The organism is Inhella crocodyli, from assembly GCF_004004565.1.
GTDB lineage: Bacteria > Pseudomonadota > Gammaproteobacteria > Burkholderiales > Burkholderiaceae_C > Inhella > Inhella crocodyli.
Map to the genome: position 1 here is coordinate 45471 of NZ_SACM01000001.1, position 26405 is coordinate 71875.

24 protein-coding genes are annotated in these 26405 nt (G+C 64.8%); 10 read left to right on the plus strand and 14 right to left on the minus strand.

The features are described 5' to 3' along the window. Together EOD73_RS00230 and glgA are read left to right on the plus strand one after the other, a co-directional pair. Window positions 1-783: a TrmH family RNA methyltransferase gene (locus EOD73_RS00230; protein WP_127679720.1), complete on the plus strand. Its 783-nt coding sequence runs from the start codon at window positions 1-3 to the stop codon at window positions 781-783. A 49-nt stretch (window positions 784-832) separates the two neighbouring features. Continuing rightward, window positions 833-2287 (plus strand): glycogen synthase GlgA, encoded by a 1455-nt coding sequence (gene glgA, locus EOD73_RS00235; RefSeq protein ID WP_127682346.1) that lies wholly within the window; start codon window positions 833-835, stop codon window positions 2285-2287. Here the strand turns inward: glgA and ppsR are convergent. Continuing rightward, window positions 2281-3102 carry a posphoenolpyruvate synthetase regulatory kinase/phosphorylase PpsR gene (gene ppsR / locus EOD73_RS00240; RefSeq protein ID WP_127679722.1) on the minus strand — a complete coding sequence of 274 codons (822 nt, stop codon included), beginning with the start codon at window positions 3100-3102 and terminating at the stop codon, window positions 2281-2283. The two genes, glgA and ppsR, sit on opposite strands and share 7 nt — an antisense overlap. Window positions 3103-3283: 181 nt before the next feature. Here ppsR and ppsA point away from each other — a divergent pair, with 181 nt between their 5' ends. The 7 genes from ppsA to EOD73_RS00275 all read left to right on the plus strand — a co-directional run bounded on the left by ppsA (window position 3284) and on the right by EOD73_RS00275 (window position 9989). After that, a complete protein-coding gene (gene ppsA, locus EOD73_RS00245) occupies window positions 3284-5680 on the plus strand; it encodes a phosphoenolpyruvate synthase (protein ID WP_127679724.1) in 2397 nt (798 codons plus the stop codon). A gap of 141 nt (window positions 5681-5821) precedes the next feature. After that, window positions 5822-6184: a 30S ribosomal protein S6 gene (gene rpsF / locus EOD73_RS00250; protein ID WP_127679726.1), complete on the plus strand. Its 363-nt coding sequence runs from the start codon at window positions 5822-5824 to the stop codon at window positions 6182-6184. 35 nt (window positions 6185-6219) lie between these two features. Next, entirely contained in the window at window positions 6220-6525 is a 306-nt protein-coding gene (priB, locus tag EOD73_RS00255; RefSeq protein ID WP_240660538.1) for a primosomal replication protein N, read from the plus strand. A gap of 27 nt (window positions 6526-6552) precedes the next feature. Continuing rightward, a complete protein-coding gene (gene rpsR / locus EOD73_RS00260; RefSeq protein WP_127679728.1) occupies window positions 6553-6843 on the plus strand; it encodes a 30S ribosomal protein S18 in 291 nt (96 codons plus the stop codon). Window positions 6844-6858: 15 nt separating this feature from the next. Beyond that, on the plus strand, window positions 6859-7311 hold the full coding sequence (rplI, locus tag EOD73_RS00265) for a 50S ribosomal protein L9 (protein WP_127679730.1): 453 nt from the start codon (window positions 6859-6861) through the stop codon (window positions 7309-7311). 133 nt (window positions 7312-7444) lie between these two features. Then, a complete protein-coding gene (gene dnaB / locus EOD73_RS00270; protein WP_127679732.1) occupies window positions 7445-8848 on the plus strand; it encodes a replicative DNA helicase in 1404 nt (467 codons plus the stop codon). A 37-nt stretch (window positions 8849-8885) separates the two neighbouring features. Then, on the plus strand, window positions 8886-9989 hold the full coding sequence (locus EOD73_RS00275; protein ID WP_127679734.1) for a PA0069 family radical SAM protein: 1104 nt from the start codon (window positions 8886-8888) through the stop codon (window positions 9987-9989). A 5-nt stretch (window positions 9990-9994) separates the two neighbouring features. Here the strand turns inward: EOD73_RS00275 and EOD73_RS00280 are convergent, their stop codons facing one another. From EOD73_RS00280 to grpE, 4 genes are all read right to left on the minus strand, one after another. Next, complete coding sequence (locus tag EOD73_RS00280) at window positions 9995-11626, minus strand: response regulator (protein ID WP_127679736.1); 1632 nt, start codon at window positions 11624-11626, stop codon at window positions 9995-9997. Between the two features lie 112 nt (window positions 11627-11738). Further along, complete coding sequence (gene dnaJ / locus EOD73_RS00285; protein ID WP_127679738.1) at window positions 11739-12884, minus strand: molecular chaperone DnaJ; 1146 nt, start codon at window positions 12882-12884, stop codon at window positions 11739-11741. A gap of 71 nt (window positions 12885-12955) precedes the next feature. Beyond that, window positions 12956-14920: a molecular chaperone DnaK gene (dnaK, locus tag EOD73_RS00290; protein ID WP_127679740.1), complete on the minus strand. Its 1965-nt coding sequence runs from the start codon at window positions 14918-14920 to the stop codon at window positions 12956-12958. Window positions 14921-15000: 80 nt separating this feature from the next. Next, the gene (gene grpE, locus EOD73_RS00295) at window positions 15001-15525 is read right to left on the minus strand and encodes a nucleotide exchange factor GrpE (RefSeq protein WP_127679742.1); all 525 of its coding nucleotides are present in this window, start codon (window positions 15523-15525) and stop codon (window positions 15001-15003) included. A gap of 116 nt (window positions 15526-15641) precedes the next feature. On the opposite strand from grpE, the gene EOD73_RS00300 reads away from it, so the two are divergent. Beyond that, window positions 15642-16442 (plus strand): transporter substrate-binding domain-containing protein, encoded by an 801-nt coding sequence (locus tag EOD73_RS00300; RefSeq protein WP_127679744.1) that lies wholly within the window; start codon window positions 15642-15644, stop codon window positions 16440-16442. A 24-nt stretch (window positions 16443-16466) separates the two neighbouring features. Here EOD73_RS00300 and EOD73_RS00305 read toward each other — a convergent pair whose 3' ends face one another. The 9 genes from EOD73_RS00305 to argA form a co-directional block, all read right to left on the minus strand. After that, complete coding sequence (locus EOD73_RS00305) at window positions 16467-16913, minus strand: RNA-binding S4 domain-containing protein (RefSeq protein WP_127679746.1); 447 nt, start codon at window positions 16911-16913, stop codon at window positions 16467-16469. Then, window positions 16910-17995 (minus strand): ferrochelatase, encoded by a 1086-nt coding sequence (gene hemH / locus EOD73_RS00310; RefSeq protein WP_127679748.1) that lies wholly within the window; start codon window positions 17993-17995, stop codon window positions 16910-16912. Before hemH ends, EOD73_RS00305 begins: the two co-directional genes overlap by 4 nt. A 1-nt stretch (window position 17996) precedes the next feature. Then, window positions 17997-18944 (minus strand): adenylate/guanylate cyclase domain-containing protein, encoded by a 948-nt coding sequence (locus EOD73_RS00315; protein ID WP_127679750.1) that lies wholly within the window; start codon window positions 18942-18944, stop codon window positions 17997-17999. A gap of 109 nt (window positions 18945-19053) precedes the next feature. Then, complete coding sequence (rpoD, locus tag EOD73_RS00320; protein ID WP_127679752.1) at window positions 19054-21267, minus strand: RNA polymerase sigma factor RpoD; 2214 nt, start codon at window positions 21265-21267, stop codon at window positions 19054-19056. 102 nt (window positions 21268-21369) lie between these two features. Beyond that, on the minus strand, window positions 21370-23133 hold the full coding sequence (dnaG, locus tag EOD73_RS00325; RefSeq protein ID WP_127679754.1) for a DNA primase: 1764 nt from the start codon (window positions 23131-23133) through the stop codon (window positions 21370-21372). A 70-nt stretch (window positions 23134-23203) separates the two neighbouring features. Next, window positions 23204-23503, minus strand: coding sequence for an H-NS histone family protein (locus tag EOD73_RS00330; RefSeq protein ID WP_127679756.1), 300 nt, complete (start codon window positions 23501-23503; stop codon window positions 23204-23206). Window positions 23504-23592: 89 nt separating this feature from the next. After that, window positions 23593-24642: an extracellular solute-binding protein gene (locus EOD73_RS00335; RefSeq protein WP_127679758.1), complete on the minus strand. Its 1050-nt coding sequence runs from the start codon at window positions 24640-24642 to the stop codon at window positions 23593-23595. A 70-nt stretch (window positions 24643-24712) separates the two neighbouring features. After that, window positions 24713-24985, minus strand: a complete 273-nt coding sequence (locus tag EOD73_RS00340; protein ID WP_127679760.1) for an oxidative damage protection protein — start codon at window positions 24983-24985, stop codon at window positions 24713-24715. A 50-nt stretch (window positions 24986-25035) separates the two neighbouring features. Then, window positions 25036-26379 carry an amino-acid N-acetyltransferase gene (gene argA, locus EOD73_RS00345; RefSeq protein ID WP_127679762.1) on the minus strand — a complete coding sequence of 448 codons (1344 nt, stop codon included), beginning with the start codon at window positions 26377-26379 and terminating at the stop codon, window positions 25036-25038. Between the last annotated feature and the right edge of the window lie 26 nt (window positions 26380-26405).

Genomic DNA, 26405 nt, shown 5'->3' on the forward strand with positions numbered 1-26405 from the left:
ATGAGCACCGCCCGCGTCGAAGCCATCAGCTCCAGCTCCAATCCCACGCTGAAGGCGCTGCGAGTCTTGGCCCAAGACAACGCCGCCTACCGCACCCAAGGTCGGGTGTGGTTGGAGGGCGACCACCTGATGCGGGCCGCCTTGCAGCGCGGTCAGGATTTGGAATTGGCTGTCATCACCGAGGCGGCCATGCACGATCGACCCGCCTGGCGAGACTTGGTCCTGCACGCGCCGCGCGTGCTGATGGTGAGTCAGAAGGCCTTTGAGCAGCTGTCGGGGCTCTCCTCGGCCGCCCAGGTCGCGGCGGTCATCCGCCTGCCGGTCGCGCCGGTGTTGGATCCCACGGCGCCCAGCCTGGTGCTGGACCGCTTGCAAGATGCGGGCAACGTGGGGGCCATATTGCGCAGCGCGTCGGCCTTTGGGGTTCGGCAAGTCTTGGCGATGAAGGGCACCGCGGCCTTGTGGTCCCCCAAGGTGCTGCGCGCTGGGATGGGGGCGCATTTCGCGCTGGGGCTGCACGAGGGGCTGAGCGTCGACGAGGTGCTGGCCCTGCGCGTGCCCCTGGTTGCCACCAGCTCCCACGCCACCGTCGACTTGCCGCAAGCCGACCTGCCCCGCCCCTGCGCGTGGGTGATGGGGCACGAAGGGCAGGGCGTCAATGCGGCCCTGATGGCTGCTTGCGCCCTGAAGGTGCGCATCCCTCAGCCCGGTGGCGAAGAGTCGCTCAACGTCGCCGCGGCCGCCGCGGTGTGCCTGTACGAGGCCGCTCGTCGGGCCGCCTGATCGGGCAAACTCGAACGCAGCCATGACCGCTGCGCTCTCCATCCCCCCACTGCGCGTGCTGCAAGTCAGTGCCGAACTGGTGCCTTACGCCAAAACCGGTGGCTTGGGCGATGTCACGGGCGCCCTGCCGGATGCGCTTCGCGCCCTTGATGTGGACCTGCGCTTGCTGGTGCCGGGCTATCCCGCCGTCTGCGAGGCGCTTCAGCAGGCGGTGCCTCTGCGGACGCTGTCCTTGCCCTGGGGGGGCAGCGTGCGATTGTTGCGGGGCCAATTGCCGGGCTTCGAAGGCCGGCCGAGCTACGTGCTGGAAGCGCCTGCGTTGTTCCACCGACCCGGAACGCCCTATGCCAACCCGGATGGCACTTTGTTCCCCGACAACTTCTGGCGCTTTGCGGCCCTGAGTTATGCGGCGGCACAACTCGGACTCGGTTGGGACGGGGCCTGGTGGCCTGCGGTGGTGCACGCGCACGATTGGCACACTGGACTGACGCCGGCCTACCTGACCCACGCACGTGGGCAGTCCTTGGGGACCGCGCGCAGCGTTTTCACGGTGCACAACCTCGCGTACCAGGGGCTGTTTCCGGCCGAGGTCTATCCCCAACTGGGCCTGCCGCCCGATGGCTTCGCGATGGAAGGGGTTGAGTTCCATGGCCAAGTCGGCTTCATGAAGGCCGCGCTGCACCATGCCGATGCCATCACCACGGTGAGTCCCACGTACGCCAAGGAGATCCAAACCCCGGCTTGGGGATGTGGGTTGGACGGATTGCTGCGCCGTCGCGCAGCTCAAGTCCACGGCGTGCTCAATGGGGTGGACCCGCGCGTGTGGCGCCCTGCCAGCGACCCTCACCTGGCGTGTGGGTACACGGTGGACGATCTTGCGGGCAAAACCGTCTGCAAGACCGATTTGCAACGCAGCTTGGGTCTCTCGATGCAGACCGATGCGCCCTTGTACGGCGTCGTGAGTCGGCTGGTTTCGCAAAAGGGCATGGACTTGGTTTTGGCGGGCCTGGATGCCTTGCTGGTCGGCGGGGCCCAACTGGTGGTGCTCGGCCAGGGCGATGCGACGCTCGAGGCGGGCTTCGAAGCCGCGGCCCAGGCCCACCCTGCGCGCGTGGCCCTCATGCGCGGCATGGACGAAGGCCTGGCGCATCGCGTGATGGCCGGGGCCGATGTTGTGCTGGTGCCGTCGTTGTTCGAGCCCTGTGGCCTCACCCAGATGTACGCCTTGGCCTACGGCAGCTTGCCTTTGGTCCGAAGGGTGGGGGGCTTGGCCGACACGGTGGCCGATTGCAGCTTGGAGAACCTGGTGGACGCCCGCGCCACGGGCATCGTGTTCGAGCGCTTCGACTTGGTTGACTACACCCAGGCCTTGCGTCGCGTGCGTACGTTGTGGTCCGACCCGGCGGCTTGGCGCCGGGTTCAACAGGTGGCGATGGCCCAGCGCCACGGCTGGGACTTGGCCGCCCAAGCCTACGCAGCGCTGTACCGCTCGGTGCTTCAGTAAATCAGGCGATCGGGGCGGATGTCGCGCAGGATGGTGGTGGCGATTTCTTCGATCGACTTGTGCGTGCTCGACAGCCAAGCAATGCCTTCGCGCTTCATCATCTTCTCGGCCTCGTTGACCTCGTAGCGGCAGTTCATCGGGTCGGCGTACTTGCTGCCGGGGCGGCGCTCTTGCCGGATTTGGGACAGGCGGTCTGGGTCGATGGTCAGCCCAAAGCATTTGCGGCGGTACTCGGCCAAGGCACCCGGCAACTTGCTGCGTTCAAAGTCTTCCGGAATGAGGGGGTAGTTCGCCGCCTTCACACCATGCTGCATGGCCAAGTAGAGCGACGTGGGGGTCTTGCCGGACCGCGACACGCCCACCAAGATGACGTCGGCCGCGGCCAGGTTCTTGGCGCTTTGCCCGTCGTCGTGCGCCAGGCTGAAGTTGATCGCCTCGATGCGGTCGTGGTACTCCTGACTCTTGGCCACGTCGGAGAAGCGGCCCACGCGGTGGTTGCTCTTCAGGCCGAACTCTTCTTCGAGCGGCGCAATGAAGGTGCCGAACATGTCCAGCAACAGCCCTTTGCAATGTTCGCGCACGATGGCGAGCACCTCGGGGTTCACCAAGGTGGCGAACACGACCACGCGCTGGCCTTCTGCCACGCCGGTGGCTTCGATTTCGCGGCAGACCTCGTAGGCCTTTTCGGCCGAATCGATGAAGGGGCGGCGCACGTGCCGCGGCTTGCCGCCGAACTGGGCCAGGATGGAGTTGCCGAAAGTCTCGGCGGTGATCCCGGTGCCGTCCGAGAGAAAGTACACGGTGCGATTGGGCATGCGCTCTAAACCTGCAAAGGGGTGGTTACGGGCGGTTTCCATCCTACGGGCCAATCCCTAGAATCGACTGCATCTTGCGACCGAACTCCCTCATGCCGCGCTGCCCCCATCACAAGTCCAACACGCCGGGCAGCGTGCGCGTTTTGTCGCCCCAGTTTTTTTACTCTCTAGGAACCTTCCCATGTCTTCACGCTTTGAGCCGACCGCCCTGGTCGTCCCGTTTGACCATTTGAGGATGGACGACGTCGAGGTGGTTGGCGGCAAGAACGCCAGTCTCGGCGAAATGATTTCGCAACTCAGCGAAACCGGCGTGCGCGTGCCGGGTGGCTTTGCCACCACCGCCCATGCCTTTCGCGAGTTTTTGAAGCTCGACGGGCTGGATGCGCGCATCACCGCGAAGCTCGAAGCCTTGGACACCGACGACGTCCGCGCCCTGGCCGAGGTGGGGGCGGAGATTCGGGGCTGGGTCATGGCCCAGCCGTTCCCGCCGGCGCTTGAAGCCGCTGTTCGCACTGCCTTTGCGGCGCTGGACGCGAGTGGCCAAGGCTCGTTCGCGGTGCGTTCCTCGGCCACGGCCGAGGACCTGCCCGATGCTTCTTTTGCTGGCCAGCAGGAAACCTTCCTGAACGTGGTCGGCATCGACGACGTGCTGCACAAGATGCGTGAGGTGTTTGCCTCGCTGTACAACGACCGGGCCATCAGCTATCGCGTGCACAAAGGCTTCGTGCACAGCCACGTCGCCCTGAGTGCCGGGGTGCAGCGCATGGTGCGTTCCGACCTCGGATCGGCGGGTGTCATGTTCACCATCGACACCGAGTCGGGCTTCAAAGACGTGGTCTTCATCACCAGCAGCTACGGTCTGGGCGAAACCGTGGTGCAGGGCGCAGTCAACCCCGACGAGTTTTACGTGTTCAAGCCCAGCTTGAACAAAGGACTGCAGGCCATCGTTCGCCGCAATTTGGGCTCGAAGCTGCTCCGCATGGGCTTTGCCACGGAGGCCGAGCGTGCCGCCAGCGGCAAGCTCGTGAAAACCGAAGACACGCCGGTCGAGCTTCGCAACCGTTATTCATTGACGGATGCCGATGTGGAAACCTTGGCCAAGTACGCGCTGATCATCGAGCAGCACTACGGCCGGCCGATGGACATCGAATGGGGCAAGGACGGACAAGACGGCCAGTTGTACATCCTGCAGGCGCGCCCAGAGACGGTGAAGAGCCAAAGTCAGGTCGAGCACCGCTACAAGCTCAAGGCCAGCAAGGACAGCGTGGTGCTGGTCGAGGGCCGCGCCATCGGGCAAAAGGTCGGGACGGGTCCGGTCCGGGTGGTGCACAGCACGGCCGAAATGGAACGCGTGCAGCCCGGTGACGTGCTGGTGACCGACATGACCGACCCCAACTGGGAACCGGTGATGAAGCGCGCGGCGGCGATCGTCACCAACCGGGGCGGCCGCACCTGCCATGCGGCCATCATTGCCCGTGAACTCGGCATCCCAGCCGTGGTGGGCTGCCACGATGCCACCGACAAACTGGTGGACGGTCAGCTGGTGACCGTGGCTTGCAGCGAAGGCGATACCGGCTACGTGTACGACGGCTTGATCGAGGCCGAGGTCAGCGAGGTCGAGCAACGTGAACTGCCGTACTGCCCGGTCAAGATCATGATGAACGTGGGCAACCCCCAGCTGGCGATGAACTTCGCCCAGATGCCCTCGGGCGGCGTGGGTTTGGCACGCTTGGAGTTCATCATCAACAACAACATCGGCGTGCACCCCAAGGCCATCTTGGATTACCCCGCCATCGATGCCGACTTGAAGAAGGCCGTCGAGTCGGTGGCCCGCGGCCATGCCAGCCCCCGCGCTTTTTACGTGGACAAGTTGGCAGAAGGGGTCGCCACCATCGCGGCGGCTTTCTACCCACGACCGGTGATCGTGCGCCTGTCGGACTTCAAGAGCAACGAGTACCGCAAGCTGATCGGTGGGTCGCGTTACGAGCCCGACGAAGAGAACCCCATGCTGGGCTTCCGAGGCGCGAGCCGCTACATCAGCGGCGAGTTCTCGGATGCCTTTGCCATGGAATGCGAAGCCTTGAAGCGGGTGCGGCAGGCCATGGGTCTGACCAACGTCGAGATCATGGTGCCGTTCGTACGCACCGTGAAGCAGGCGGAGCGCGTGGTGGCCATGTTGGCCGATCGAGGCTTGAAGCGCGGCGTGGACGGTTTGCGCGTCATCATGATGTGCGAGGTGCCGAGCAACGCCATCTTGGCCGACCAGTTCCTCGAGCACTTTGACGGCATGTCCATCGGGTCCAACGACCTCACCCAGCTGACCTTGGGCCTCGATCGCGACTCGGGCTTGGAGCAACTCGCGGGCGATTTCGACGAGCGCGACCCGGCGGTGCGCAGCCTGATCAGCCGCGCCATCAACGCCTGCCGGGCCACGGGCAAGTACGTCGGCATTTGCGGACAAGGCCCCAGCGATCACCCCGACTTCGCCGACTGGCTGGCCGCCGAGGGCATCACGTCGATCTCACTCAACCCGGACAGCGTGGTCGAGACCTGGACGCGCTTGGCCGGGCAAAAGTAAGTCGCCGCAGCGTCGCTGCATCGGCCCACCGGCATCCGGGAGAACCCGGTTATACTGGTGGGCTTTCCCCTTGCTGGGCCTCGAATTCGACGCCGAGCCCAGCTTCCTCGCCGAACCCGGCGGAATCCACAAGGAGTTTTCATGCGTCACTATGAAATCGTGCTGTTGATCCATCCGGATCAAAGCGAGCAAGTTCCGGCCATGCTGGAGCGCTACAAGGGCATCGTCACCGCCGCCGGCGGCAAGGTGCACCGCGTGGAAGATTGGGGCCGTCGCCAGCTGGCCTACATGATCCAGAAGCTCGCCAAGGCCCACTACGTGTGCCTGAACATCGAAGCCAGCAAGGAAACGCTGGCCGAGCTGGAAACCGGCTTCCGCTACAACGATGCCGTGTTGCGTCACCTGACCAGCAAGCGCGACGCCGCGGAAACCGCGCCGTCGATCATGATGAAGGCGGTCGAGCGCGAAGAGTCGCGCAAGTCCAACCAGGAAGTCGCGGCCTAAGGCCCGACGAACCGAAAGGAACCGAACTGCCCACCTTGCCCGAGGTTTCGCACAACGCGCTGGTGATCACCGCGCGATGGGTGGAACGAGGCGCAGTGCGCTACACGCCCGCCGGCTTGCCGGCTGTGGATTTGACGCTCGAGCACCAGAGCACGACCTTGGAAGCGGGAAGCCCGCGCCGCGTCGAGCTCCAACTCAAAGCCGTCGCCCTGGGGCCTGTGGTGCAACGCGTGCAGGCGTTGTCCAGCGATGGCTTGGCTCATTGGAGCGGCTTCCTGGCACCGACCCGCAACGGCAAAGGGGTCACGATGCACGTGACGCAGGTCGATTCCGCGGTTTAACCCCACACACGTACACGAGGATTCAACATGGCACTCGCCCGCGGTAAGGGTCGCTTCTCCAAAGACAAGAAGCCCAAGCGCAACCAACAATCGCTGCTGTTCCGTCGCAAGCGCTTCTGCCGCTTCACCGTCGCCGGTGTCGAGCAGATCGACTACAAGGACGTCGACACCCTGCGCGACTTCATCGCCGAAAACGGCAAGATCACGCCGGCTCGCCTGACGGGCACCCGCGCGATCTTCCAGCGTCAACTCACGACCGCCATCAAGCGCGCTCGCTTCCTGGCCCTGCTGCCGTACAGCGACCAGCACAAGGCCTGATAGGAGCTCACGAACATGCAAGTCATCCTGCTCGAAAAAGTCGCCAACTTGGGCAACCTGGGCGACATCGTCAAGGTCAAAGACGGCTACGCCCGCAACTTCCTGATCCCGACGCGCCAGGCCCGCCGTGCCACGGAAAGCGCCATCAAAGAGTTCGAAGCCAAGCGCGCTGAACTTGAGAAAGTGGCTGCCGCCAAGCTGGCCGCTTCGCAAGCCTTGGGCGAGAAGCTGACCGGCAAGACCGTGCGCATCGCCCAGAAGGCGGGCGTGGACGGTCGCCTGTTCGGCTCGGTCACCAACGCCGACATCGCCGACGCCCTCAAGGCCGAAGGCCACGACGTGGTCAAGGCCATGGTGCGTTTGCCCAATGGCCCGTTGAAGCACGTGGGCGACTTCGCCATCTCGCTGGGTCTGCACACCGACGTCACGGTCGAAGTCAGCGTTCAAGTGGTGGCCGCTGCCGAGTAAGTTCGGCTAAGCTACTTCTCGCTGTTTCAGCAAGGCCGGCTCCCGCAAGGGGGCCGGCCTTGTGCTTTTCTGGCAGGGCACTTGTCCGCTGTCATCCCCAGTTTTTGCACCCTGTATCCACAGACTTGTCCCCATGAGCAGTCACCCCTACGCCCCCCCGCGTGACGAGGACATCGCCCGTTTGCGCGTGCCGCCTCATTCGATCGAAGGCGAGCAGTCGGTGTTGGGCGGCCTGCTGATCGACAACAGTGCCTGGGACCGCGCCGCGGATTTGGTCAGCGATACCGACTTCTACCGCCTCGAACACAAGCTGATTTTCACGGCCATCGGCAAGCTCATCGTGGCGGGCAAGCCGGCCGACGTGATCACGGTCTACGAGGAACTGAACAGCCTCGGCAAGGCGGAGGATTGCGGGGGGCTGGACTACCTCAACGCCTTGGCGCAGTCGGTCCCCAGCGCGGCCAACCTGCGTCGGTATGCCGAAATCGTGCGCGAGCGGGCGGTGCTGCGCAAGCTGGTCACGGCCAGCGACGAGATCGCTTCGGCCGCCATGGCGCCTCAGGGGCGCAGTGTGTCGGCCATCCTGGACGACGCCGAGGGCAAGATCTTGCGCATCGGCGAGGAAGGGGCCCGGGGCACGCAGGGCTTCCACCGCATGGACAAGCTCATGGTCCAGCTGATGGACCGCGTGAACGAGCTGGCCGAAAACGGCGCCGACGACGTGACCGGGGTGCGCACCGGCTTCTACGACTTGGACCGCATGACGGCCGGCCTGCAGCCGGGCGACATGCTGGTGCTGGCCGCCCGCCCGTCGATGGGCAAAACGGCATTCGCCGTCAACATCTGTGAGCACGTGGCGGTCAACGAAGGCTTGCCCGTGCTGATCTTCTCCATGGAAATGGGCGCCTCGCAGTTGGCCCTGCGGATGGTGGGCTCGATCGGCCGCGTGGACCAGAGCCATTTGCGCACCGGTCGTTTGGCAGACGACGAATGGGGACGACTGCTGGAGGCCACCGAGAAGCTGGGCCGCGCCAGCATCTTCATCGACGAAAGTCCCGGCCTCAGTCCAGCCGAGGTGCGGGCCCGGGCACGACGCCAAGCTCGGGAATGCGGTCAACTGGGCCTCATCGTCATCGACTATTTGCAACTGATGGCCGGCGACGGCGGCAACGAAGAGAACCGCGCCACGGTGTTGGGTGAGATTTCGCGGGGCATGAAGGGGCTGGCCAAAGAGCTCAAGTGCCCTGTGATTGCCTTGTCGCAGCTGAACCGCTCGGTGGAGCAGCGACCCGACAAGCGCCCCATGATGTCCGACCTGCGGGAATCGGGCGCCATCGAGCAGGACGCCGACGTGATCATGTTCATCTACCGCGATGAGTACTACACGAAGGACGAGTGCAAAGAACCCGGTGTGGCCGAGATCATCATTGCCAAGCAACGTAACGGTCCAGTGGGAACGGTGAAGCTCGGGTTCCAGCGCATGCACACCAAGTTCGAGAACTTGGCGCCCGAGTACAACGGCGGCGGGGACTACTGAATTGAGATCAGGTCGGCATACTGTATAAATAAACAGTATGCCGACAGACTCAACCCCCACCCAGCCCGCGTCCTTGGCGCCCAAAGGGCGAGGGAGCCGGCTGCAGGTTCCGTCGCGCTTTCAAGCCGTTCACCGCGCCGAAGAAGCCGATGGTTGGCCGGCCGACGATGAGACGCCCTTGATCGCACCGCAAACGCAGGTGCGCGAGGAATGGGCCCGGAGCATCCTGAGTCGCAACGATTCTCCGGACATCGGCTTCGAGACCTCGCTGAACCCCTACCGCGGTTGCGAGCACGGCTGTGCCTACTGCTACGCCCGCCCCAGCCACAGTTGGCTGGATCTGTCGCCGGGCCTGGATTTTGAAACCCGCTTGGTGGCCAAGGTGAATGCCGCTGGCCTGCTGCGCCAGGTCTTGCGCCGCCCGGGCTACCGTCCCCAACGGCTTTGCATCGGCACCGTGACCGATGCGTACCAGCCGATCGAGCGACGCTACCGGCTGACCCGGGCAGTGATCGAGGTGCTGTCGGAGCATCGCCATGCCTTCAGCTTGATCACCAAAGGCAGTGGCGTCGAGCGCGACCTTGACCTCATCGCGCCCATGGCTGCCCACAACCTTGCGGGCGCGTACGTGAGCCTGACGACTTTGGATCCGCTGTTGGCGCGCCGCCTCGAGCCAAGAGCGCCCAGCCCGGCGCGCCGCTTGAAGACCATCCAGCGTTTGGCGGCAGCCGGGGTGCCTGTTGGCGTCAGCGTCTCGCCCACGATTCCCTTCTTGAATGAGCCGGAGCTCGAGCAGGTCCTGCAAGCCGCTCGGGATGCAGGTGCCACCCGGGCCTTCACCATTCCCTTGCGCTTGCCGTGGGAGTTGGTCGAATTGTTTCGTGATTGGTTGGTCGCGCACTACCCAGACCGCGCAGAGCGGGTGATGGCGCGGGTGCGCGACATCCACGGTGGTCAAGACTACCGGAGTGAATACGGACTGCGGTTCACGGGCGATGGCGTGTGGGCCGCCATGGTGCACCAACGATTCGAGCGGGCTTGTCGCCGGCTTGGGCTGGGCAGGGAGCGTTTTGCCTATGCACTGGAGGCCTTCCAGGCGCCCGAAGTGCCGTTCCAGCCGACGCAGCAGGTCCTGTTCTAGCCGGCTCAGCCGCTGGCGCCCGCCCCGCGCAGCGCCAATCCTCCCACCGCACGAGCGCGGTTGGAGGCCACTTGTTGTGGCCGGACATAGCGATCTTGCAAGACCGTGATCTCTGCCTCCATCGGCCCGGCGTTGTCGATCTTGGCTTGGTGACGCTTCAACACCGACAACGCCATGTCAATGAGCTTGGTGTTGCGCGTGGTGCTGCCTTCTTGGATGAGCAGTTGCACCGAGTGGTCGGGCTGGCCCCGCATGCTCAGTTTCATCGCCGTCTCGGCGATCTCGAAGATCTTGCCGTGGCATTCGCGCAAGGTGGCGGCGGCTTTTTCGTTTTTCTCGCACATCGCCACCAAAATCTCGGTCGCCGCCTTGGCGGTGCAAAAGCGCATGCCGATGCTCAAGATGAGGTCGTCCATTTCCTCGAGTTGCATGTCGCCAGCCGCGAGGCGGATCCACACGGCCACCACCAAACTGGCCGACTCGTGATCGGCGTTGTCGCGCTGCAGGTCGCGCGCCAACTCTCGAGCGGCGGTCAAGGCGTCGGCAGATCGTCGCTCTTGCATGGCCACCAAGGACTCGATCACCAACTTGAGACGCTGAATCCGGGCCGAGTTGGGCACACGCTCCAACTCATTGGCCATGGTGTCGAGCGTTTGGCGGACCCCTTTGGCGTCCCGCTTGTCAAAGCGCATCAACGCGATCATCACGACCGTGAACAAGTCGAACAATTTGGAGCGCAGGCCATTGATCATGGTGCGTTCCAGCAGGCGAAGGGCTTCCGCTCGCTCGCCGTTGTAGAAGGCCAAGGTGCCTGCGCGCTGGCCCCGCATCAAGCAGCCCGGGGTCAGTTCGGCGGCGCTGCGGTAGGTGGCCAAGGCCTCGGCAATGTCGCCTTGTTCCATGTGCACGCGCCCCAGGACGTCGTGCGAATCGGCGAAATCGGGCGATTCGCCGATCAGGTTTTCCAAGGTGCGACGCGCTTGGCTCAAGTTGCCCTTGCCCAGGTCGGCCCGGGCCACGCCCAGTTTGGCCCAGGGCAGGGTCTTGGCGGCCACGATGGCCTCGTACAACTCCTTGGCCTCGTCATAACGTCGAAGTCGCAACAGCAACTCCGCACCGATGCGGGCCGCAAACAGCCAGAACTCGGCGCGGGCGTGGAAGCGTTCCAAACACAGTCCAGCCGCCTTCTCGAACTCCTGGGCTTCGATGGCTTCAAAGATGCCCTTCAAGATGCGCTTGCGGTGACGGGCGGTCTGGATTCGCTCGGCCAGAGACGCCAGCGTGTAAGGCTTGATCAAGTAGCCGTCGAGCGCGGCCTCCGCGGCTTCAGCCACCTTGGCGTAAGTCGCCTCGGCCGTGATCATCATGAACACCGTCGCGTAGGGCAGCAGCCCTTCGCGACGGAGTTCGTCCAGCAGGTCCTGACCCGATTCGTCGCTGCCGTCGAAGTGGTAATCGCACAGGACGAGGTCGTACGGAGCGTTCTCCAGCACGATCCGCGCTTCTTTGACCCGCGCCACCGAGCGCACGAAGCCGCAGCCCAACTCCCGCAACTGCGCCGTGATCAAGCTGCGCGCATTGGCATTGCTGTCAATGATGAGCGCGTTGGCTTTGTGGAAGGTGGCGTCGATCGACATGCCCTGGGGGTGCAGCGCCGTGAAACACAAACAGCCGGATGATCGGCCGGCTGCTGTGATTTCTTGAGAGGGTTGGCCCGCGCTCTGTTGCCATCGCGCCGCAGCCTGTGACTTATTTGAACAAGTCCTTCACCCGGTCGGTCCAACTCTTGCTGCTGGGCGAGTGCTTGTCTCCAGCGTCCCGAAAGCTCTTGTCCAGTTCCTTCAGCAGCTTGCGTTGGTGCTCCGTGATCTTCACGGGCGTTTCGACGCTGACATGGCAATACAGGTCGCCGGGGTAGCTGCTGCGCAGCCCCTTGATGCCTTTGCCCTTGAGCCGGAAAGTCTTGCCGTGCTGGGTGCCCTCTGGCAGGTCGATCTCGGCCTTGCCGCCCAGCGTGGGCACCTCGATGCTGCCGCCCAAGGCGGCCGTGGTCAGCAGCACGGGCACGGTGCAGTGCAGATCGTCCCCGTCGCGCTCGAAGATCTCGTGCTGTTTGAGGTGGATTTCGATGTACAGGTCGCCCGACGGGCCGCCGTTCACGCCAGGCTCGCCGTTGCCCGCCGAGCGAATGCGCATGCCCTCGTTGATGCCGGCGGGGATCTTGACCTCCAGGGTCTTCTGCTTCTTGAGCTTGCCAGCGCCGTGGCAGTTGCCGCAGGGGTCGGGAATGATCTTGCCGCTGCCGTGGCAGTGCGGGCAGGTCTGCTGGATGCTGAAGAAGCCTTGGCGCAGGTGCACCGTGCCGCTGCCGTTGCAATGCCCGCAGGTCTTGGCGCTGGTGCCGGGTTTGGCGCCGGTGCCATTGCAGGTGCCGCAGCTTTCCCAGGTGGGGATGCGGATCTGCGTGTCGGTGCCGCGTGCCGCTTCTTCCAGCGTGATCTCGAGCGAGTAGGACAGGTCGGCCCCGCGGTACACGCGTTGACCCCCGCCGCCGCCCCGCCGCTGGCCGCCAAAGATGTCGTTGAAGACGTCGCCGAACGCATCGGCAAAGCCACCGAAGCCCTCGGGGCCACCTCGGCCGCCGCCCATGTTCGGGTCGACCCCGGCGTGGCCGTACTGGTCGTAGGCCGCGCGCTTTTGCGGGTCGCTGAGCATCTCGTAGGCCTCTTTGGCCTCCTTGAACTTCTCTTCGGCCTTCTTGGCGTCAGCGTCCTCACCCTGGTTGCGGTCCGGGTGGTACTTCATGGCCAGCTTGCGGTAGGCCTTCTTGATGGCGTCGTCGTCGGCGTTCTTGGCGACGCCGAGCACTTCGTAGAAATCTCGCTTGGTGGCCATGGCGGGATGCTCAGATGAAAGTCAAAAGCCCGGGCAGGCGTGCCCGGGCCGTGAGGGAGCCCAGGCGGGGCTTACTTGCTGTCCTTGACTTCCTTGAACTCGGCGTCCACCACGTTGTCGTCGGCCGGCTTGGCGCGGGCGCCTTCGTGGGCTTCCTGCGCGTCGGCGCCGGCCGCAGCGCCCTGGGCGGCTTGCGCCGCTTGGGCTTGCTCGTACACCTTCTCGCCCAGCTTTTGGCTGGCCTTCATCAAGGCCTCGGTCTTGGCTTCGATGGCGGCCTTGTCATCGCTGTCCTTCAAGGTCTCTTCCAAGTCCTTGATGGCGGCTTCGATCTTGGCCTTCTCCTCGGCCTCCAGCTTGTCGCCGAACTCGCCCAGCGACTTCTTGACCGAGTGCACCATGGCGTCGCCCTGGTTCTTGGCCTGGACCAGCTCGACCTTCTTCTTGTCTTCGGCGGCGTTGGCCTCGGCGTCCTTGACCATCTTCTCGATCTCGGCCTCGCTCAAGCCCGAGTTCGCCTTGATGGTGATCTTGTTTTCCTTGCCCGTGCCCTTGTCCTTGGCATTCACGTGCAGGATGCCATTGGCGTCGATGTCGAAGGTGACTTCGATCTGCGGCACGCCGCGCGGTGCGGACGGGATGCCTTCCAGGTTGAACTCGCCCAGGCTCTTGTTGCCATGCACCAGCTCGCGCTCGCCTTGGTAGACCTTGATGGTCACGGCCGGCTGGTTGTCTTCGGCCGTGGAGAAGGTCTGCGAGAACTTGGTCGGGATGGTCGTGTTCTTCTTGATCATCTTCGTCATCACGCCGCCCTGGGTTTCGATACCCAGGCTCAGCGGGGTGACGTCGAGCAACAGCACGTCCTTGCGGTCGCCGCTCAGAACCGAACCCTGGATGGCGGCGCCGACCGCTACCGCCTCGTCGGGGTTGACGTCCTTGCGGGGCTCTTTGCCGAAGAAGGCCTTCACCGCCTCTTGGACCTTGGGCATGCGCGTCATGCCGCCGACCAAGATCACGTCATCGATCTCGCCCACGCTCACTCCGGCATCCTTGATGGCCGTGCGGCAGGGGGCGATGGTGCGCTCGATCAACTCGTCGACCAGGCTCTCCAGCTTGGCGCGGGTAAGCTTGACGTTCAAGTGTTTCGGGCCCGAGGCGTCGGCGGTGATGTAGGGCAGGTTGACATCGGTGCTGGCGGCACTGGACAACTCGATCTTGGCCTTCTCAGCGGCCTCCTTCAGGCGCTGCAGGGCCAGCACGTCCTTCGTCAGGTCGACGCCCTGTTCCTTCTTGAACTCGGTGACGATGTAGTCGATGACGCGCTGGTCGAAGTCTTCACCGCCCAGGAAGGTGTCGCCATTGGTGCTCAGCACTTCGAACTGCTTCTCGCCGTCCACGTCGGCGATCTCGATGATCGAGATGTCGAAGGTGCCCCCGCCCAGGTCGTACACGGCGATCTTGCGGTCGCCCTTGTGGCCCGCGCCGGCCTTGTCCAGGCCGAAGGCCAGGGCCGCGGCGGTGGGCTCGTTGATGATGCGCTTGACTTCCAGTCCAGCGATGCGACCGGCGTCCTTGGTGGCCTGGCGCTGGCTGTCGTTGAAGTACGCGGGCACCGTGATCACGGCCTCGGTCACTTCTTCGCCGAGGAAGTCCTCGGCGGTCTTCTTCATCTTGCGCAGCACCTCGGCGCTGACTTGCGGCGGCGCCATCTTCTTCCCGCGCACTTCCACCCAGGCGTCGCCGTTGTCGGCGGCGGCGATGGTGTAAGGCATCAGGTCGATGTCCTTTTGCACTTCCTTCTCGGTGAACTTGCGACCGATCAGGCGCTTGACGGCGTACAGGGTGTTGCGCGGGTTGGTGACGGCTTGGCGTTTGGCCGGCGCGCCGACCAGCACTTCGCCATCCTCCATGTAGGCAATGATGGACGGGGTGGTGCGTGCGCCTTCCGCGTTTTCAATCACGCGGGTGTTGCTGCCGTCGAGGATGGCGACGCAGCTGTTGGTGGTGCCGAGGTCGATGCCGATGATCTTGCCCATGGAAAGCTCCTGATATCTGGGGGAATGCGAAGGATTTGGGGGAGGGCGCTGGGGATTCAAGACCCCGAGCGCGCCGGGGATTAACGCGGGGCGGAGACGGTGACCAAGGCGGGTCGCAGCACCCGGTCGGCAATCAGGTAACCCTTTTGCAGCACGGCCACCACGGTGTTGGGCTCTTGCTCCACGCCGGGCGCCAGGGGCACGACCGAGATGGCTTGGTGTTGGTGCGGGTCGAACTTGGCCGCGGCAGCCGGGTTGATCTCCAAGACCTTGTTGCGCTCCAGGGCCTGCACCAGCTGGCGGCGGGTGGCGTGCACGCCCTCCAAGAGCTGTTCGGGGGTGGCGTCAGGGCGAGCGATCGCGGCCTCCAGGCTGTCCAGCACGGGCAGCATGGCTTCGGCGAAGCCCTCCACCGCGAACTTGCGGGCCTTGGCAACGTCTTCGTCGGCGCGGCGGCGGGCGTTCTCGGCCTCGGCCTTGGCGCGCAAGTAGGCATCGCTCATCTCGGCCAATCGCGCTTCCAAGGCGACCACCGCGTCGGCTTTGGGTTCGTCGGCGGAGGAGGGCTCTTGCGGCGGCAGGTCCGCGGCTTGTTCGGTCGTCATGGTCGGTGTCAGAAAAAAGGGCCCGCCACCGGGCCGTTGCACGGCCAAATGGGGTCAGCCCAGGGCATTTCAAGGGGGAGAACGGCATTGTCGCTGGCGACCCGCACAATCCAGCCATGTTGTTGATGCGTGCTTGCTTGCTGGGGGCGCTGTGGATCACGGCAGCGCACGCCGCGCCGGGTGGGAGCGCATGCCCCACACCTTTCCGGGTCGCGTTCCTCGACAAGCCCATCCCGGGCATGTTGGCCGGGGAGGGCGCCCAGTTCGCCGACCCGCCGGGCCGCTTCGTGGACTGGTTGGACCAAGCGATGGCCCGACTGGGCTGCAAGGCCGAACGGGTCCGCGTGCCCCAGCGGCGGCTGATGGCCGACACAGCCTCCGACGACACCCAAGTGACCTTCTACTTGGCGCACACCCCCGAGCGGGCGGGCCAACTGGTGTACCCGCAACGGTCGGACGGCGCGCCCGACCGCCGCTTGGCCCTGGCCGAGACCCATTTGGCGCTGTTCGTGCGGGCCGACCGCCGGGACCGGGTGCGCTGGGACGGACGCACCTTGCTGCCGGCGGGGCTGACGGTGGGCATCGTCGGCGGCGGGGTGGAGGAGCCTTTGGCGAAAGCCGCAGGCTGGACGCTGGACCGGGCCTTGAGCCACGCGGGCAGCATCGCCAAACTGCGTTTGGGCCGGGTGGACGTGGCCGTGCTGCCGGCCCTGAGCTTCAGCCCCGACGCTTTGTCGACCCCGCCAGCGCTGGTGGCTTTGGATCCCCCATTGCAGCGCATCGCGTTTTTTGCGCCAGTGAGCCCCGCGCTTTGGGCCAAGCACCCGCAGTTCGTGCGGCGCTTTTGGGTCGCGGTGTGCGAGGCGGCCCGCGACAACCCCGTCAGTTCCGGCCCGTCGCCCACCTGCCAGCCCTGACAGGGCCCCATCGGGCGATTGGGCTCAGCGAGAGGGGCCGCCGCGCCACTCCACGCTCCACCGTTGCCACTCGGGCGATCCGGGGTCTTGCCAGGCGTCGAGTTGGCGTCGATCGCGTTTGGTTGGGCGTCCTTGGTCGCGAGCCGTCGCCGGCTCGGGCGCCAAGCGCCGCTGTTCGGCCGCCGCGGCCGCAGTGAGCAGGCTTTGGGGGGTGTCCCGGTACAAGGTCTGTGCCACCGGGGCCGGACCGCGTTGGGCCGAGAGGCCCAGCACTTCGACTTCGCGCACCCAGCCGGGTTGGGCAATCTGAAGGCGATCCCCAACGCGGACGTCGCGCGAGGGTTTGACCGGTTGGTCGTGCATTCGCACGCGGTGCCGCTCGATCGCTTCGACGGCGAGCGCCCGCGTCTTGAAGAACCGCGCGGCCCACAGCCATTTGTCCAGCCGCAGGGTTTGCAGCGGCTCGCTCAAGCGGGAGCGCCCAGTTCGCGAGCCCGTTGGGCTCGCAGGGCAAGCGCCGGAGCGCTGGGGGTGTCCTGCGTCGGCCAGCCCTGGAGGTGCGACTCCGCGATGTCGGTCATCGCCCGCATGCCCTCGGGACTGTCGTTCAGGCATGGGATGTAGCGCAGCGTGCCGCCACCGGCCTCGCGGAAAGTCTCTTGCCCTTCCATGGCAATTTCTTCCAGGGTCTCGAGGCAATCGGCGGCGAAACCCGGGCACATCACGTCGACGTCCTGGACGCCTTGCGAACCCAGGCGCTTCAACACCGACTCGGTCGAGGGCTCCAGCCATTTCGCGCGCCCAAAGCGGCTCTGGAATGCGATGTGAACGTCTTGCGGCTTCAGCCCCAGGGCCTCGGTCAGCAGGCGCGCCGTCTTGTGGCATTCGCAGAAATAGGGATCCCCCAGGTGCAGCGTGCGCTCTGGCATGCCGTGGAAGCTCAACACCAGGGCCTGCCCGCGACCATGGCGCTGCCAATGCGAGTGCGCGCTGTGGACCAGGGCCTGGAGGTAGGACGGGTGGTCCGGGTAGTGGTTGACGACCCGCAACTCGGGCAGCCATCGCTGTCGCTGCAGCCAAGCGCTGACCTCGTCCATGACGCTGGCCACCGTGGCGGCGCAGTACTGGGGGTACGCGTTGAATACCAGGATGCGCCGCGCGCCTTGCGACTTCAGCACGTCCAGTTGCGAGGCGATGCTGGGATTGCCGTAGCGCATGGCCCAGCGCACTTGGACCCGGTGCCCTCGCTCGCCCAGCCATCCCTGCAATTGCTTGGCTTGCCGTTCGGTATGGACTTTCAGGGGCGCGCCTTCCGGCATCCAAACGCTGGCGTACTTGGCCGCGCTTTTGGCGGGCCGGACTCGAAGGATGATGCCGTGAAGGATGGGCCACCACAGCCACCGCGGAATTTCGACCACGCGTCGGTCACTGAGGAACTGCGCCAAGTAGCGGCGCACGGCAGGCGCGGTGGGGGCGTCGGGGCTGCCGAGGTTGCACAGCAAGATGCCCACCGCAGGGCCTGTGTCTTGCCCGTGTTGGAAGGAGGCGCTCATCTCAGTCTTGGGCTTGGGTTTCGGCGAAGTGAAGCACTTCGAAGCGCACCACGGGCGTGTCCAGTTGGGCGGGTGAACTGCCCAGCCCAATCACGCCGCTGCCATGCAATGGACAACTGGTCCGCCGCAGGGCCAGCACCTCGGTGTTGCCGGAAAAGCGAACGTAGCTGCCGTTGAAGCTCAGATCGGTCAGGTTGAAGCGACCACCGTCCCAGTCGATGCGGGCGTGCTGACGGCTGACCCGGCCATCGGTGATGCAAAACGCCGCTTGCACGCTGCGGCCCAGCACGATGGGGAGCAGGCGGGTGTCGAACATCCGGTCCAGGTCCAGCCAAGTCAGCCGAATGCCATCGGGCTCGGAGGGCGCGAACGAGGGGGCACCGAACTGGGTGGCCACGGCATCGCTGCCGGCTGGGCGCTCGAGCACGTACACCCGCACGGGTTCCACCCGTCCGCGCACGTTGATGCCATCCAGGTTGCGGAACCTTGCCTTGATCGCGTTGGGCAACGCGTCGCGGGCCTCGGCCGTGAACAGGGTTTCGTTGTCGCCGGCGTGGTCCAACAGGCGGGCCGCGACGTTGACCGCGTCGCCAAAGCAGTCCCCCGACATCTCAACGACTTCGCCCAGCGACACCGCCACCTGCAAGCGCAGGGCGCGCGGCCCGCTGACCTGTTCGGCGCGCACGCGTCCTTGCACCAACAGCAGGTCCAATTCGGCGTGCATGAGCACGGCCGCCTCGAAGGCCTGGGCCGGATCGCTGAAAACGGCCATCAAGCCATCCCCCAAGGTCTTGACCGTGCGTCCTTCCGCACGCTGCACTGCATGGCGCACGAGCGCCACCGTTTGCGTGACCACCGCGGTGGCTTCGGCATTGCCCAGGGTCTCGAACAGCGAAGTGCTGCCGCGAAGGTCGGCAAAAAGCACGGTTCTCTGGACGATTTGGGGCATGAAGTGCTGGACAAACGAGGCGGCGCGAGTGTACTTGCGCCCCCGTGGGGCCAAGAAAAAGCCGGGCACATGGCCCGGCTCTCTCGGCTGGATTCCGCCTTGGGGCGGATCAGAGGTTTTCCAAGTACGTGCGGAGCTTGTCGCTGCGGCTCGGGTGCTTGAGCTTGCGGATGGCCTTGGCCTCGATCTGGCGGATGCGCTCGCGCGTCACGTCGAACTGCTTGCCCACTTCCTCGAGCGTGTGGTCGCTCTGCATCTCGATGCCGAAGCGCATGCGCAGCACCTTGGCCTCGCGCGGGGTCAGGCTGTCGAGGATGTCTTTCACCACATCGCGCAAGCCGGCCTGCATGGCGGCTTCCACCGGGGCCACGTTGTTCGTGTCCTCGATGAAGTCGCCCAAGTGGCTGTCGTCGTCGTCGCCGATCGGCGTTTCCATGGAGATCGGCTCTTTGGCGATCTTCATGATCTTGCGGATCTTGTCCTCCGGCATCTCCATTTTCTCGGCCAGCGTGGGCGCGTCCGGCTCGTAGCCGAACTCTTGCAGGTGCTGGCGCGACAAGCGGTTCATCTTGTTGATCGTTTCGATCATGTGAACCGGGATGCGGATGGTGCGGGCTTGGTCGGCAATCGAGCGCGTGATGGCCTGGCGGATCCACCACGTGGCGTAGGTCGAGAACTTGTAGCCTCGGCGGTACTCGAACTTGTCGACCGCCTTCATCAGGCCGATGTTGCCTTCCTGAATCAGGTCGAGGAACTGCAGACCGCGGTTGGTGTACTTCTTGGCGATCGAGATGACCAAGCGCAAGTTCGCTTCGATCATCTCCTTCTTGGCGTCGCGGCTGGCCCGCTCGCCGGCGTTCATGTTCTTGTTGATTTCCTTCAGGTCTTCCAGCGGCACGACGGCCTTGGCCTGGATGTCGATCAGCTTTTGCTGGAGTTCCTGAATGGCCGGCAGGTTGCGGCCCATGACGGCGCTGTAGGACTTGTTGCCCGCAATTTCCTTCTCGGCCCACTTCAAGTTCAGGGCGTTGGGCGGAAAGACCTTGATGAAGTGCTCTTGAGGCATGCCGCAGCGGTCCACCACGATGCGGCGCAGCTCGCGCTCGAAGCGACGGACGTCATCGACCTGACTGCGCAGGATGTCGCACAGGCGCTCGATGGTCTTGACCGTGAAGCGCAAGGTCATCATTTCGGCACTGATGGCCGCCTGTGCCTTGTTGTAAGACGGGCTCTTGTAGCCGTCCTTCTCGAAGGCCTTGCGCATCTTGTCGAAGTTGCTCGACAGCGAGTCGAACTTCACCAGCGCGGCGTTCTTCAGCTCTTCGAGCTTCTTGGTCAGCGCCTTGCTGCCGCCGTTGCCGTCGTCGTCGTCTTCCTCGTCGAATTCGTCGAAGTCCTCTTCGGCCACGTAGTCGTCGGCCTCGTCGGCGGCCACGAAGCCGTCAACGACGTCGGAGATTTGCATCTCGCCCGCACGAATCTTGTCGGCCAGGGCCAGGATCTCGGCGATGGTGGTCGGGCTGGCGCTGATGGCCAGCATCATGGCCTGCAAACCGCCTTCGATGCGCTTGGCGATTTCGATTTCGCCTTCGCGCGTCAGCAGTTCGACCGAGCCCATTTCGCGCATGTACATGCGGACGGGGTCGGTGGTGCGGCCGAACTCGCTGTCGACGGTCGACAGTGCGGCTTCGGCGGCTTCTTCGGCTTCTTCTTCCGAGGCGGCGGCCGTGCTCTGGCCGCTGATCAACAGCGTGGCGGCGTCAGGTGCCTGCTCGTACACCGCGATGCCCATGTCGTTGAGCATCGAGACGATGGCCTCGAGGATTTCCTCGTTGATCAGCTTCTCGGGCAAGTGGTCGTTGATTTCCTGGTGCGTCAGGAAACCCCGCGTCTTGCCCATCTTGATCAGGGTCTTCAGCTCGTGGCGGCGCTTGGCCACTTCCTCTTCGGTGAGCTGGGTGTCGTCCAGGCCGAATTCGCGCATCAGGGCGCGCTCTTTGGCGCGGCTGACCTTCATGCGCAGGGGCTTGGCGGCCTCTTCCGTGCTGGCTTCCACCGCCGCTTCGGGTTCGGCTTCGCCTTCCAACTCCGCGTCGATGTCGGTCAGGTCGACGTCTTCTTCCACCGTGGCGGCCTTCTTGCCCTTCGGGGCCTCGGCCGCCGCCTTGGGCTTGCGACCGCGCTTGGGCTTGTCGTCGTCGGCTGCCGAGGAGGCCTTGGCCGCCGTCTTGCTGGCCTTGCTGGCTTTCGTTTCGGCCTCGGCCGCGGCTTTCGAGGCGGCGGGTTTGGCGGGAGCGGGGGCGGCGGCTTTCTTGGCGGGCATGCAATTCCTTGGTGCTGAACTGCTCCATGAGCAGCGGCGAACCCGCTATTTTACCTTTTTCGCTCTGATTTTCAGGCCGAGGGCCTGGTCGGTGGGCGCGATTCAGGGGTCGAGGACGGGGCGGCGCGGGGGGGCCTGGAAGAAGCCCGTGCGTCCCAAGTTGTCGATGAGCACGTCCAAGTCGGACACCGGGGACTCCAACTGCGCCTGGTGGTCCAGCGTCTCAAGGTCGATGCGCGGCAGTTTGGCCAGGGCCTCCATGGCCTGCGAGTCTTCGGCCAACAACGGTCGCAAGCTGGCCCAGGCCAGCGGACCATGGTCGACGATGGTTCGGTCCAGCCAGCCCAACAACTGGGCATGGGGCGTGTTGCGCTGTAGCAATCGGTCGTGTTGTTCGGCCGACAAGCGCTCCCACCAAGCGGCGTTCACCAACAAAAGGCGGAGCAATTGGTCCTCGGGCGAGGGGGCGACCAAAGGACCTCGAGGACGCGGCGCCTCGTTGAACTTCCGACGTCGTGGCGATTCCTCGTTGCCAGGGTTGACCGATCTGGTGGCACGGGGCGCGGGTGCGGGAGCGCCGCCCAGGACCTCGTGATCTTCGACGCGGGCCAGTCGGGCGAGTTCCCCCACGATCTGGCGCTGCAGGAGCCCGGCGGGCAGCAATTCAAGCAAGGGCTTGGCCTGCGCCAAAAGCCGCGCGCGACCCTCCGGCGTGTCGAGCCGACACCCGTCGGACACCACCTCCAGCAAATGGGCTGAAAGCGGTTTGGCGGCTTCGACCACGCTTTCAAAGGCTGCGGCCCCATGCTCTCTGACATAGGAGTCGGGATCGTGCTCCGCCGGCAGGAACAAGAAGCGAGCGCTGCGGCGTTCGGTCAGGTGCGGAAGTGTGGACTGCAAGGCCCGTGCCGCCGCACGCCGTCCTGCCTTGTCCCCGTCAAAGCTAAAAACCACCTGCTCCGTGAACCGAAACAGCTTGCCCACTTGCTCGGCGGTGCAGGCAGTTCCCAACGTGGCAACGGCGTGGCCGACACCGTGCTGCGCCAGGGCCACCACGTCCATGTAGCCTTCCACCACCAGGGCCATGCCCCGCTGACGAATGGCCGTGCGCGCTTCGTACAGGCCGTACAACTCGGTGCCCTTGCTGAACACCGGCGTTTCAGGGGAATTCAGGTATTTCGGTTCTCCGCCATCGAGAACGCGACCACCGAATCCGATCACGTCCCCCCCCACGTTTCGGATGGGGAACATGATCCGGTCGCGGAAGCGGTCGTAGCGCTTGTCGCTTTGCCCTTCGCCTTGCCCCTGAACGATCAGTCCCGCGGTTTCCAAATCGGGGTCGTCGTACTCCGGGAAACAGCGCGCCAAGGACCGCCAGCCTTCTGGGGCGTATCCCAGCCCAAAGGTCGCCGCAATGCGCCCCGTCAGGCCTCGCCGTTTGAGGTAATCGATGGCCTTGGGCGATTGCTTCAACTGGGCACGGTAATGCGAAGCAGCTTTGGCCAGCAGTTCGCTCAAACTTGATTTCTTGAGTTTGGCGGCTTCGGCTTGCTCCCGTTGCTCGGGCGTTCGCGGATCGCTGGGCACTTCAAGCCCGGCTCGACGGGCCAATTCCTGAACCGCATCGACAAAGCCCAGCCCCTGATGCTCCATCATGAATCGCAGGGCATCGCCATGCGCGCCGCAACCGAAGCAGTGGTAGGTCTGACGCGACGGTGTAACGAAAAACGAGGGTGATTTTTCCCCATGAAATGGGCACAGGCCCTTCAAGCTGGCGCCGGACTTTTTCAAGTCAACGTGGGCACCCACCACGTCAACGATGTCCACGCGTTGAAGCAGTTGGGGAATGAACTCGTTGGGGATCACCTGGGCAGTCTACGCGCCACCAAACAAAACGCCCGGCCAAGGCCGGGCGCTGTGGTGGGAGAGGACCGCCTCAGACGGCGAAATCTTGGAGCTTGGCGCCGGAAGCCAAAGCGGCTTTCAGCCATTTGGGTTGCAATCCCCGACCACTCCAGGTTTCGCCGGTGGCCGCATTGCGGTACTTGGCGGGGACCTTGCCGGTCGGTTTGGCTGCGCCCTTGGTACGCCCGGTCAAGTCCGACACGCTGAGGCCGTATTCCGCCATCAAGGACCGGACCTTGGCCACCGCCGCCGAACGATCTCGGTTCTTGGTTTCTTCAATTTGTTGGTCAAGCGCCGCGCGCTGTGCCATCAGCTCTTGCAAACTGGCCATGAGTCACCTCGATTTGTATGGGATGGTTGCGCCGCTAGGCAGCAGGCAACCAGATCATACTCATATCTTGGGCGCATTCCAAATGGCAGTTACTTGAAGCCGACTTGGTCCAACATTTGTTGCACCTTTGCGATATTGGCAGCGACCGCCGCCACAGGAATGGTTTCGCGCTTGAAGTTGCCCATGCTGTCCAGGGCAGGGTTGCGCAATTGAATTCCAGCGACGACCGGCCATTCGTTATTCCCGTTGGCAAAGTAGGCCTGTGCTTGGGCGCTGGCCAAATACTCTAGGAACTTTTGCGCCGCTGCGGCGTTCTTGCTGTGTTTGGCCACAGCACCCCCGGCAATGTTCATGTGCGTGCCGAAACTCTGCTGGTTCGGCATCACCGCCCCGACCTTGTCGACCACGGCCTGGTCCTCGGGTTTGGTCGACAGTTGCAGTCGCGCCCAGTAATACGAGTTGGTGAGCGCGATTTGGCACTCTCCGCTGGCCACGGCACGAATTTGGTCGGTGTCGCCGCCCTTGGGCGGGCGCGCCATGTTGGCCACGACGCCTTGCAGCCAATTGCGCAAGCCGGCACTGCCCAAGTGCTCGTGCAGCGCGCCGAACAGGCTCAGGTTGTAGGGGTGCGACCCCGAGCGGGTGCAAACCTTGCCCTTGTTTTTGGGGTCGGCCAGGTCTTCGTAGCGGGCCACATCGCCGCGGTTCACGCCCATCTTGTTGAAGACGATCATCCGGGCCCGGGTCGAAAAGCCCCACCAAGCCGTGCCTTCCGCGGTCGGGGTCGCCCGGTACTGCGCCGGAATGGCCGCCTCCAACACCTCGGACTTGAAGGGCTTGAACAGGCCCTCCCGTTCGGCCTGGGCCAGCCGAGCGGCATCGACCAACAGGATCACGTCGGCTGGGCTGGCGCTGCCTTCGGTTTTCAATCGGGCCAGCAGGCCGGCGTCGTCGGTGTCGACCCGGTTGATCTTGATCCCGGTGGCCTTGGTGAAGTTGGCGTACAGCGCTTCGTCGGTTTGGTAGTGGCGCGCGGAGTACAGGTTCAGCACCTGTTCTTGGGCGACCGACGGGACTGCGGCCGACAGGGCGGCCAAGGTCAGGGCGGCAAAGCGGCCGAGGCGGGCGAAGGGGGACATGGGGGCTCCTGGTGCAGGGGCCCGCAGTCTAATTCAAATGCGAATAATTCGCGTTTGAGTGCTTGGGGCCTCAAGCCGCGGGCGGCACGAAGCCGGCCGGGGCTTCCGCACCGCCCCCGAAGAAGAACTGCTCCAACTGCCGGGTCAGGTACTGGCGGGCGCGCAGGTCCGCCAAGTTGAGGCGGTTTTCGTTGACCAGCATGGTCTGGTGCTTGATCCAGGCTTGCCAGGCTTCCTTGCTGACTTCGGCGTACACGCGCTGGCCCAGTGCCGAGGGCATGGGGGGGAAGTCGAGGCCTTCGGCTTCCTTTTTCAGGTAAACGCATTGGACGGTGCGGGCCATGGATCTTCCTCGGGGCAATCTGGTTGGGGGCGGGACTGTAGCGGCGGGGTTCAAACCAGGGGCTTGACCAGGACTTGCGAGCGGCGGTCCCAGTTGTACTTGCGCTTGCGCTCTTCGGGGAGCCACTCGGGGTCGACCTGCTGGAAGCCGCGCTTGATGAACCAGTGCATGGTGCGCGTGGTCAGCACGAAGAGGCTTTTCAGGCCCATGGCCTTGGCGCGCTGCTCGATGCGCTTGAGCAAGCGCTCGCCGTCGCCTTGCCCTTGGCTCAGCGGGCTGACCGTGAGGGCCGCCATTTCGGCCGTGCCGGCTTCCACGTAGGGGTAGAGGGCGGCGCAGCCGAAGATGACGCCGTCGTGTTCGACGATGGTGTAGTGATCGATGTCGCGCTCGATCTCGGTGCGGTCGCGCTTTACCAGGGCGCCCTCGCGCTCGAAGGGCTCGATGAGTGCGATCAGGCTGGAGACGTCGTCGCTGGTCGCCTCGCGCAGGTTTTCCAGCTTCTCGTCCACGAGCATGGTGCCGATGCCGTCGTGGGTGTACACCTCTTGCAGCAGCGCACCATCCACGCTGAAGGGCAGGATGTGGGAGCGGTCCACCCCCGCGCGGCAGGCGCGCACGCAGTGGCGCAGGTAGAAGCCGGGGTCGGTGGGCAGCGCGGGCTCGGGCCAGCGGGCCAGCAGGCGTTCGGCGTCGGCCAGGGCCAGTTCGGTGTCGATCGCGCTGGTGGGGTCGTCGGGCTGCTCGTGGATGCCCGGCGTTTCGGTCATGAAGATCAGCTTGTCGGCCTGCAGCGCGATGGCCGTGGCCGTGGCCACGTCTTCCATGGTCAAGTTGAAGGCCTCGCCCGTGGGCGAGAAGCCGAAGGGCGACAGCAACACCAGCGCGCCGGCGTTCAGGGCGTTTTGAATGCCCACTCCGTCCACCCGGCGCACGTAGCCGCTGTGCTCGTGGTCGATGCCGTCGATGATGCCCACGGGCTTGGCGGTCAGGAAGTTGCCGCTGACCACGCGCAGCGTGGCATTGGCCATGGGCGTGTTGGGCAGGCCCTGGCTGAAGGCGGCTTCGATTTCGAAGCGCAACTGGCCGGCGGCCTCTTGGGCGCAGTCCAGGGCCACGGCGTCGGTCACGCGCAGGCCGCGGTGGTACTTGGCGGGGTGGCCCTTGAGGCGCAACTGCTCGTCCACCTGGGGCCGGAAGCCGTGCACCAACACGATGCGGATGCCCATGGCGTGCATCAAGGCCAGGTCTTGGGCGAAGCTGCTGAGTTTGCCGGCGGCGATCATTTCGCCCGCCATGCCCACCACGAAGGTCTCGCCCCGGTAGGCGTGGATGTAGGGCGCCACGGCACGGAACCAAGGCACGAAGGTGTGGGGAAAGACGAGGCCGCTCATGGGGCGGATTGTGCCGATTGGGATCA

Coding starts and splice junctions, on each gene's coding strand:
- EOD73_RS00335 (WP_127679758.1), bottom strand. CDS start 24,642: ATGTCCCCCTTCGCCCGCCTCGGCCGCTTTGCCGCCCTGACCTTGGCC.
- rpoD (WP_127679752.1), bottom strand. CDS start 21,267: ATGCCCGCCAAGAAAGCCGCCGCCCCCGCTCCCGCCAAACCCGCCGCC.
- ppsA (WP_127679724.1), top strand. CDS start 3,284: ATGTCTTCACGCTTTGAGCCGACCGCCCTGGTCGTCCCGTTTGACCAT.
- grpE (WP_127679742.1), bottom strand. CDS start 15,525: ATGACGACCGAACAAGCCGCGGACCTGCCGCCGCAAGAGCCCTCCTCC.
- ppsR (WP_127679722.1), bottom strand. CDS start 3,102: ATGCCCAATCGCACCGTGTACTTTCTCTCGGACGGCACCGGGATCACC.
- EOD73_RS00280 (WP_127679736.1), bottom strand. CDS start 11,626: ATGTCGATCGACGCCACCTTCCACAAAGCCAACGCGCTCATCATTGAC.
- EOD73_RS00230 (WP_127679720.1), top strand. CDS start 1: ATGAGCACCGCCCGCGTCGAAGCCATCAGCTCCAGCTCCAATCCCACG.
- EOD73_RS00275 (WP_127679734.1), top strand. CDS start 8,886: ATGCCGACAGACTCAACCCCCACCCAGCCCGCGTCCTTGGCGCCCAAA.
- EOD73_RS00315 (WP_127679750.1), bottom strand. CDS start 18,944: ATGCCCCAAATCGTCCAGAGAACCGTGCTTTTTGCCGACCTTCGCGGC.
- dnaB (WP_127679732.1), top strand. CDS start 7,445: ATGAGCAGTCACCCCTACGCCCCCCCGCGTGACGAGGACATCGCCCGT.
- EOD73_RS00330 (WP_127679756.1), bottom strand. CDS start 23,503: ATGGCCAGTTTGCAAGAGCTGATGGCACAGCGCGCGGCGCTTGACCAA.
- EOD73_RS00340 (WP_127679760.1), bottom strand. CDS start 24,985: ATGGCCCGCACCGTCCAATGCGTTTACCTGAAAAAGGAAGCCGAAGGC.
- rplI (WP_127679730.1), top strand. CDS start 6,859: ATGCAAGTCATCCTGCTCGAAAAAGTCGCCAACTTGGGCAACCTGGGC.
- dnaK (WP_127679740.1), bottom strand. CDS start 14,920: ATGGGCAAGATCATCGGCATCGACCTCGGCACCACCAACAGCTGCGTC.
- dnaJ (WP_127679738.1), bottom strand. CDS start 12,884: ATGGCCACCAAGCGAGATTTCTACGAAGTGCTCGGCGTCGCCAAGAAC.
- hemH (WP_127679748.1), bottom strand. CDS start 17,995: ATGAGCGCCTCCTTCCAACACGGGCAAGACACAGGCCCTGCGGTGGGC.
- rpsR (WP_127679728.1), top strand. CDS start 6,553: ATGGCACTCGCCCGCGGTAAGGGTCGCTTCTCCAAAGACAAGAAGCCC.
- rpsF (WP_127679726.1), top strand. CDS start 5,822: ATGCGTCACTATGAAATCGTGCTGTTGATCCATCCGGATCAAAGCGAG.
- argA (WP_127679762.1), bottom strand. CDS start 26,379: ATGAGCGGCCTCGTCTTTCCCCACACCTTCGTGCCTTGGTTCCGTGCC.
- EOD73_RS00300 (WP_127679744.1), top strand. CDS start 15,642: ATGTTGTTGATGCGTGCTTGCTTGCTGGGGGCGCTGTGGATCACGGCA.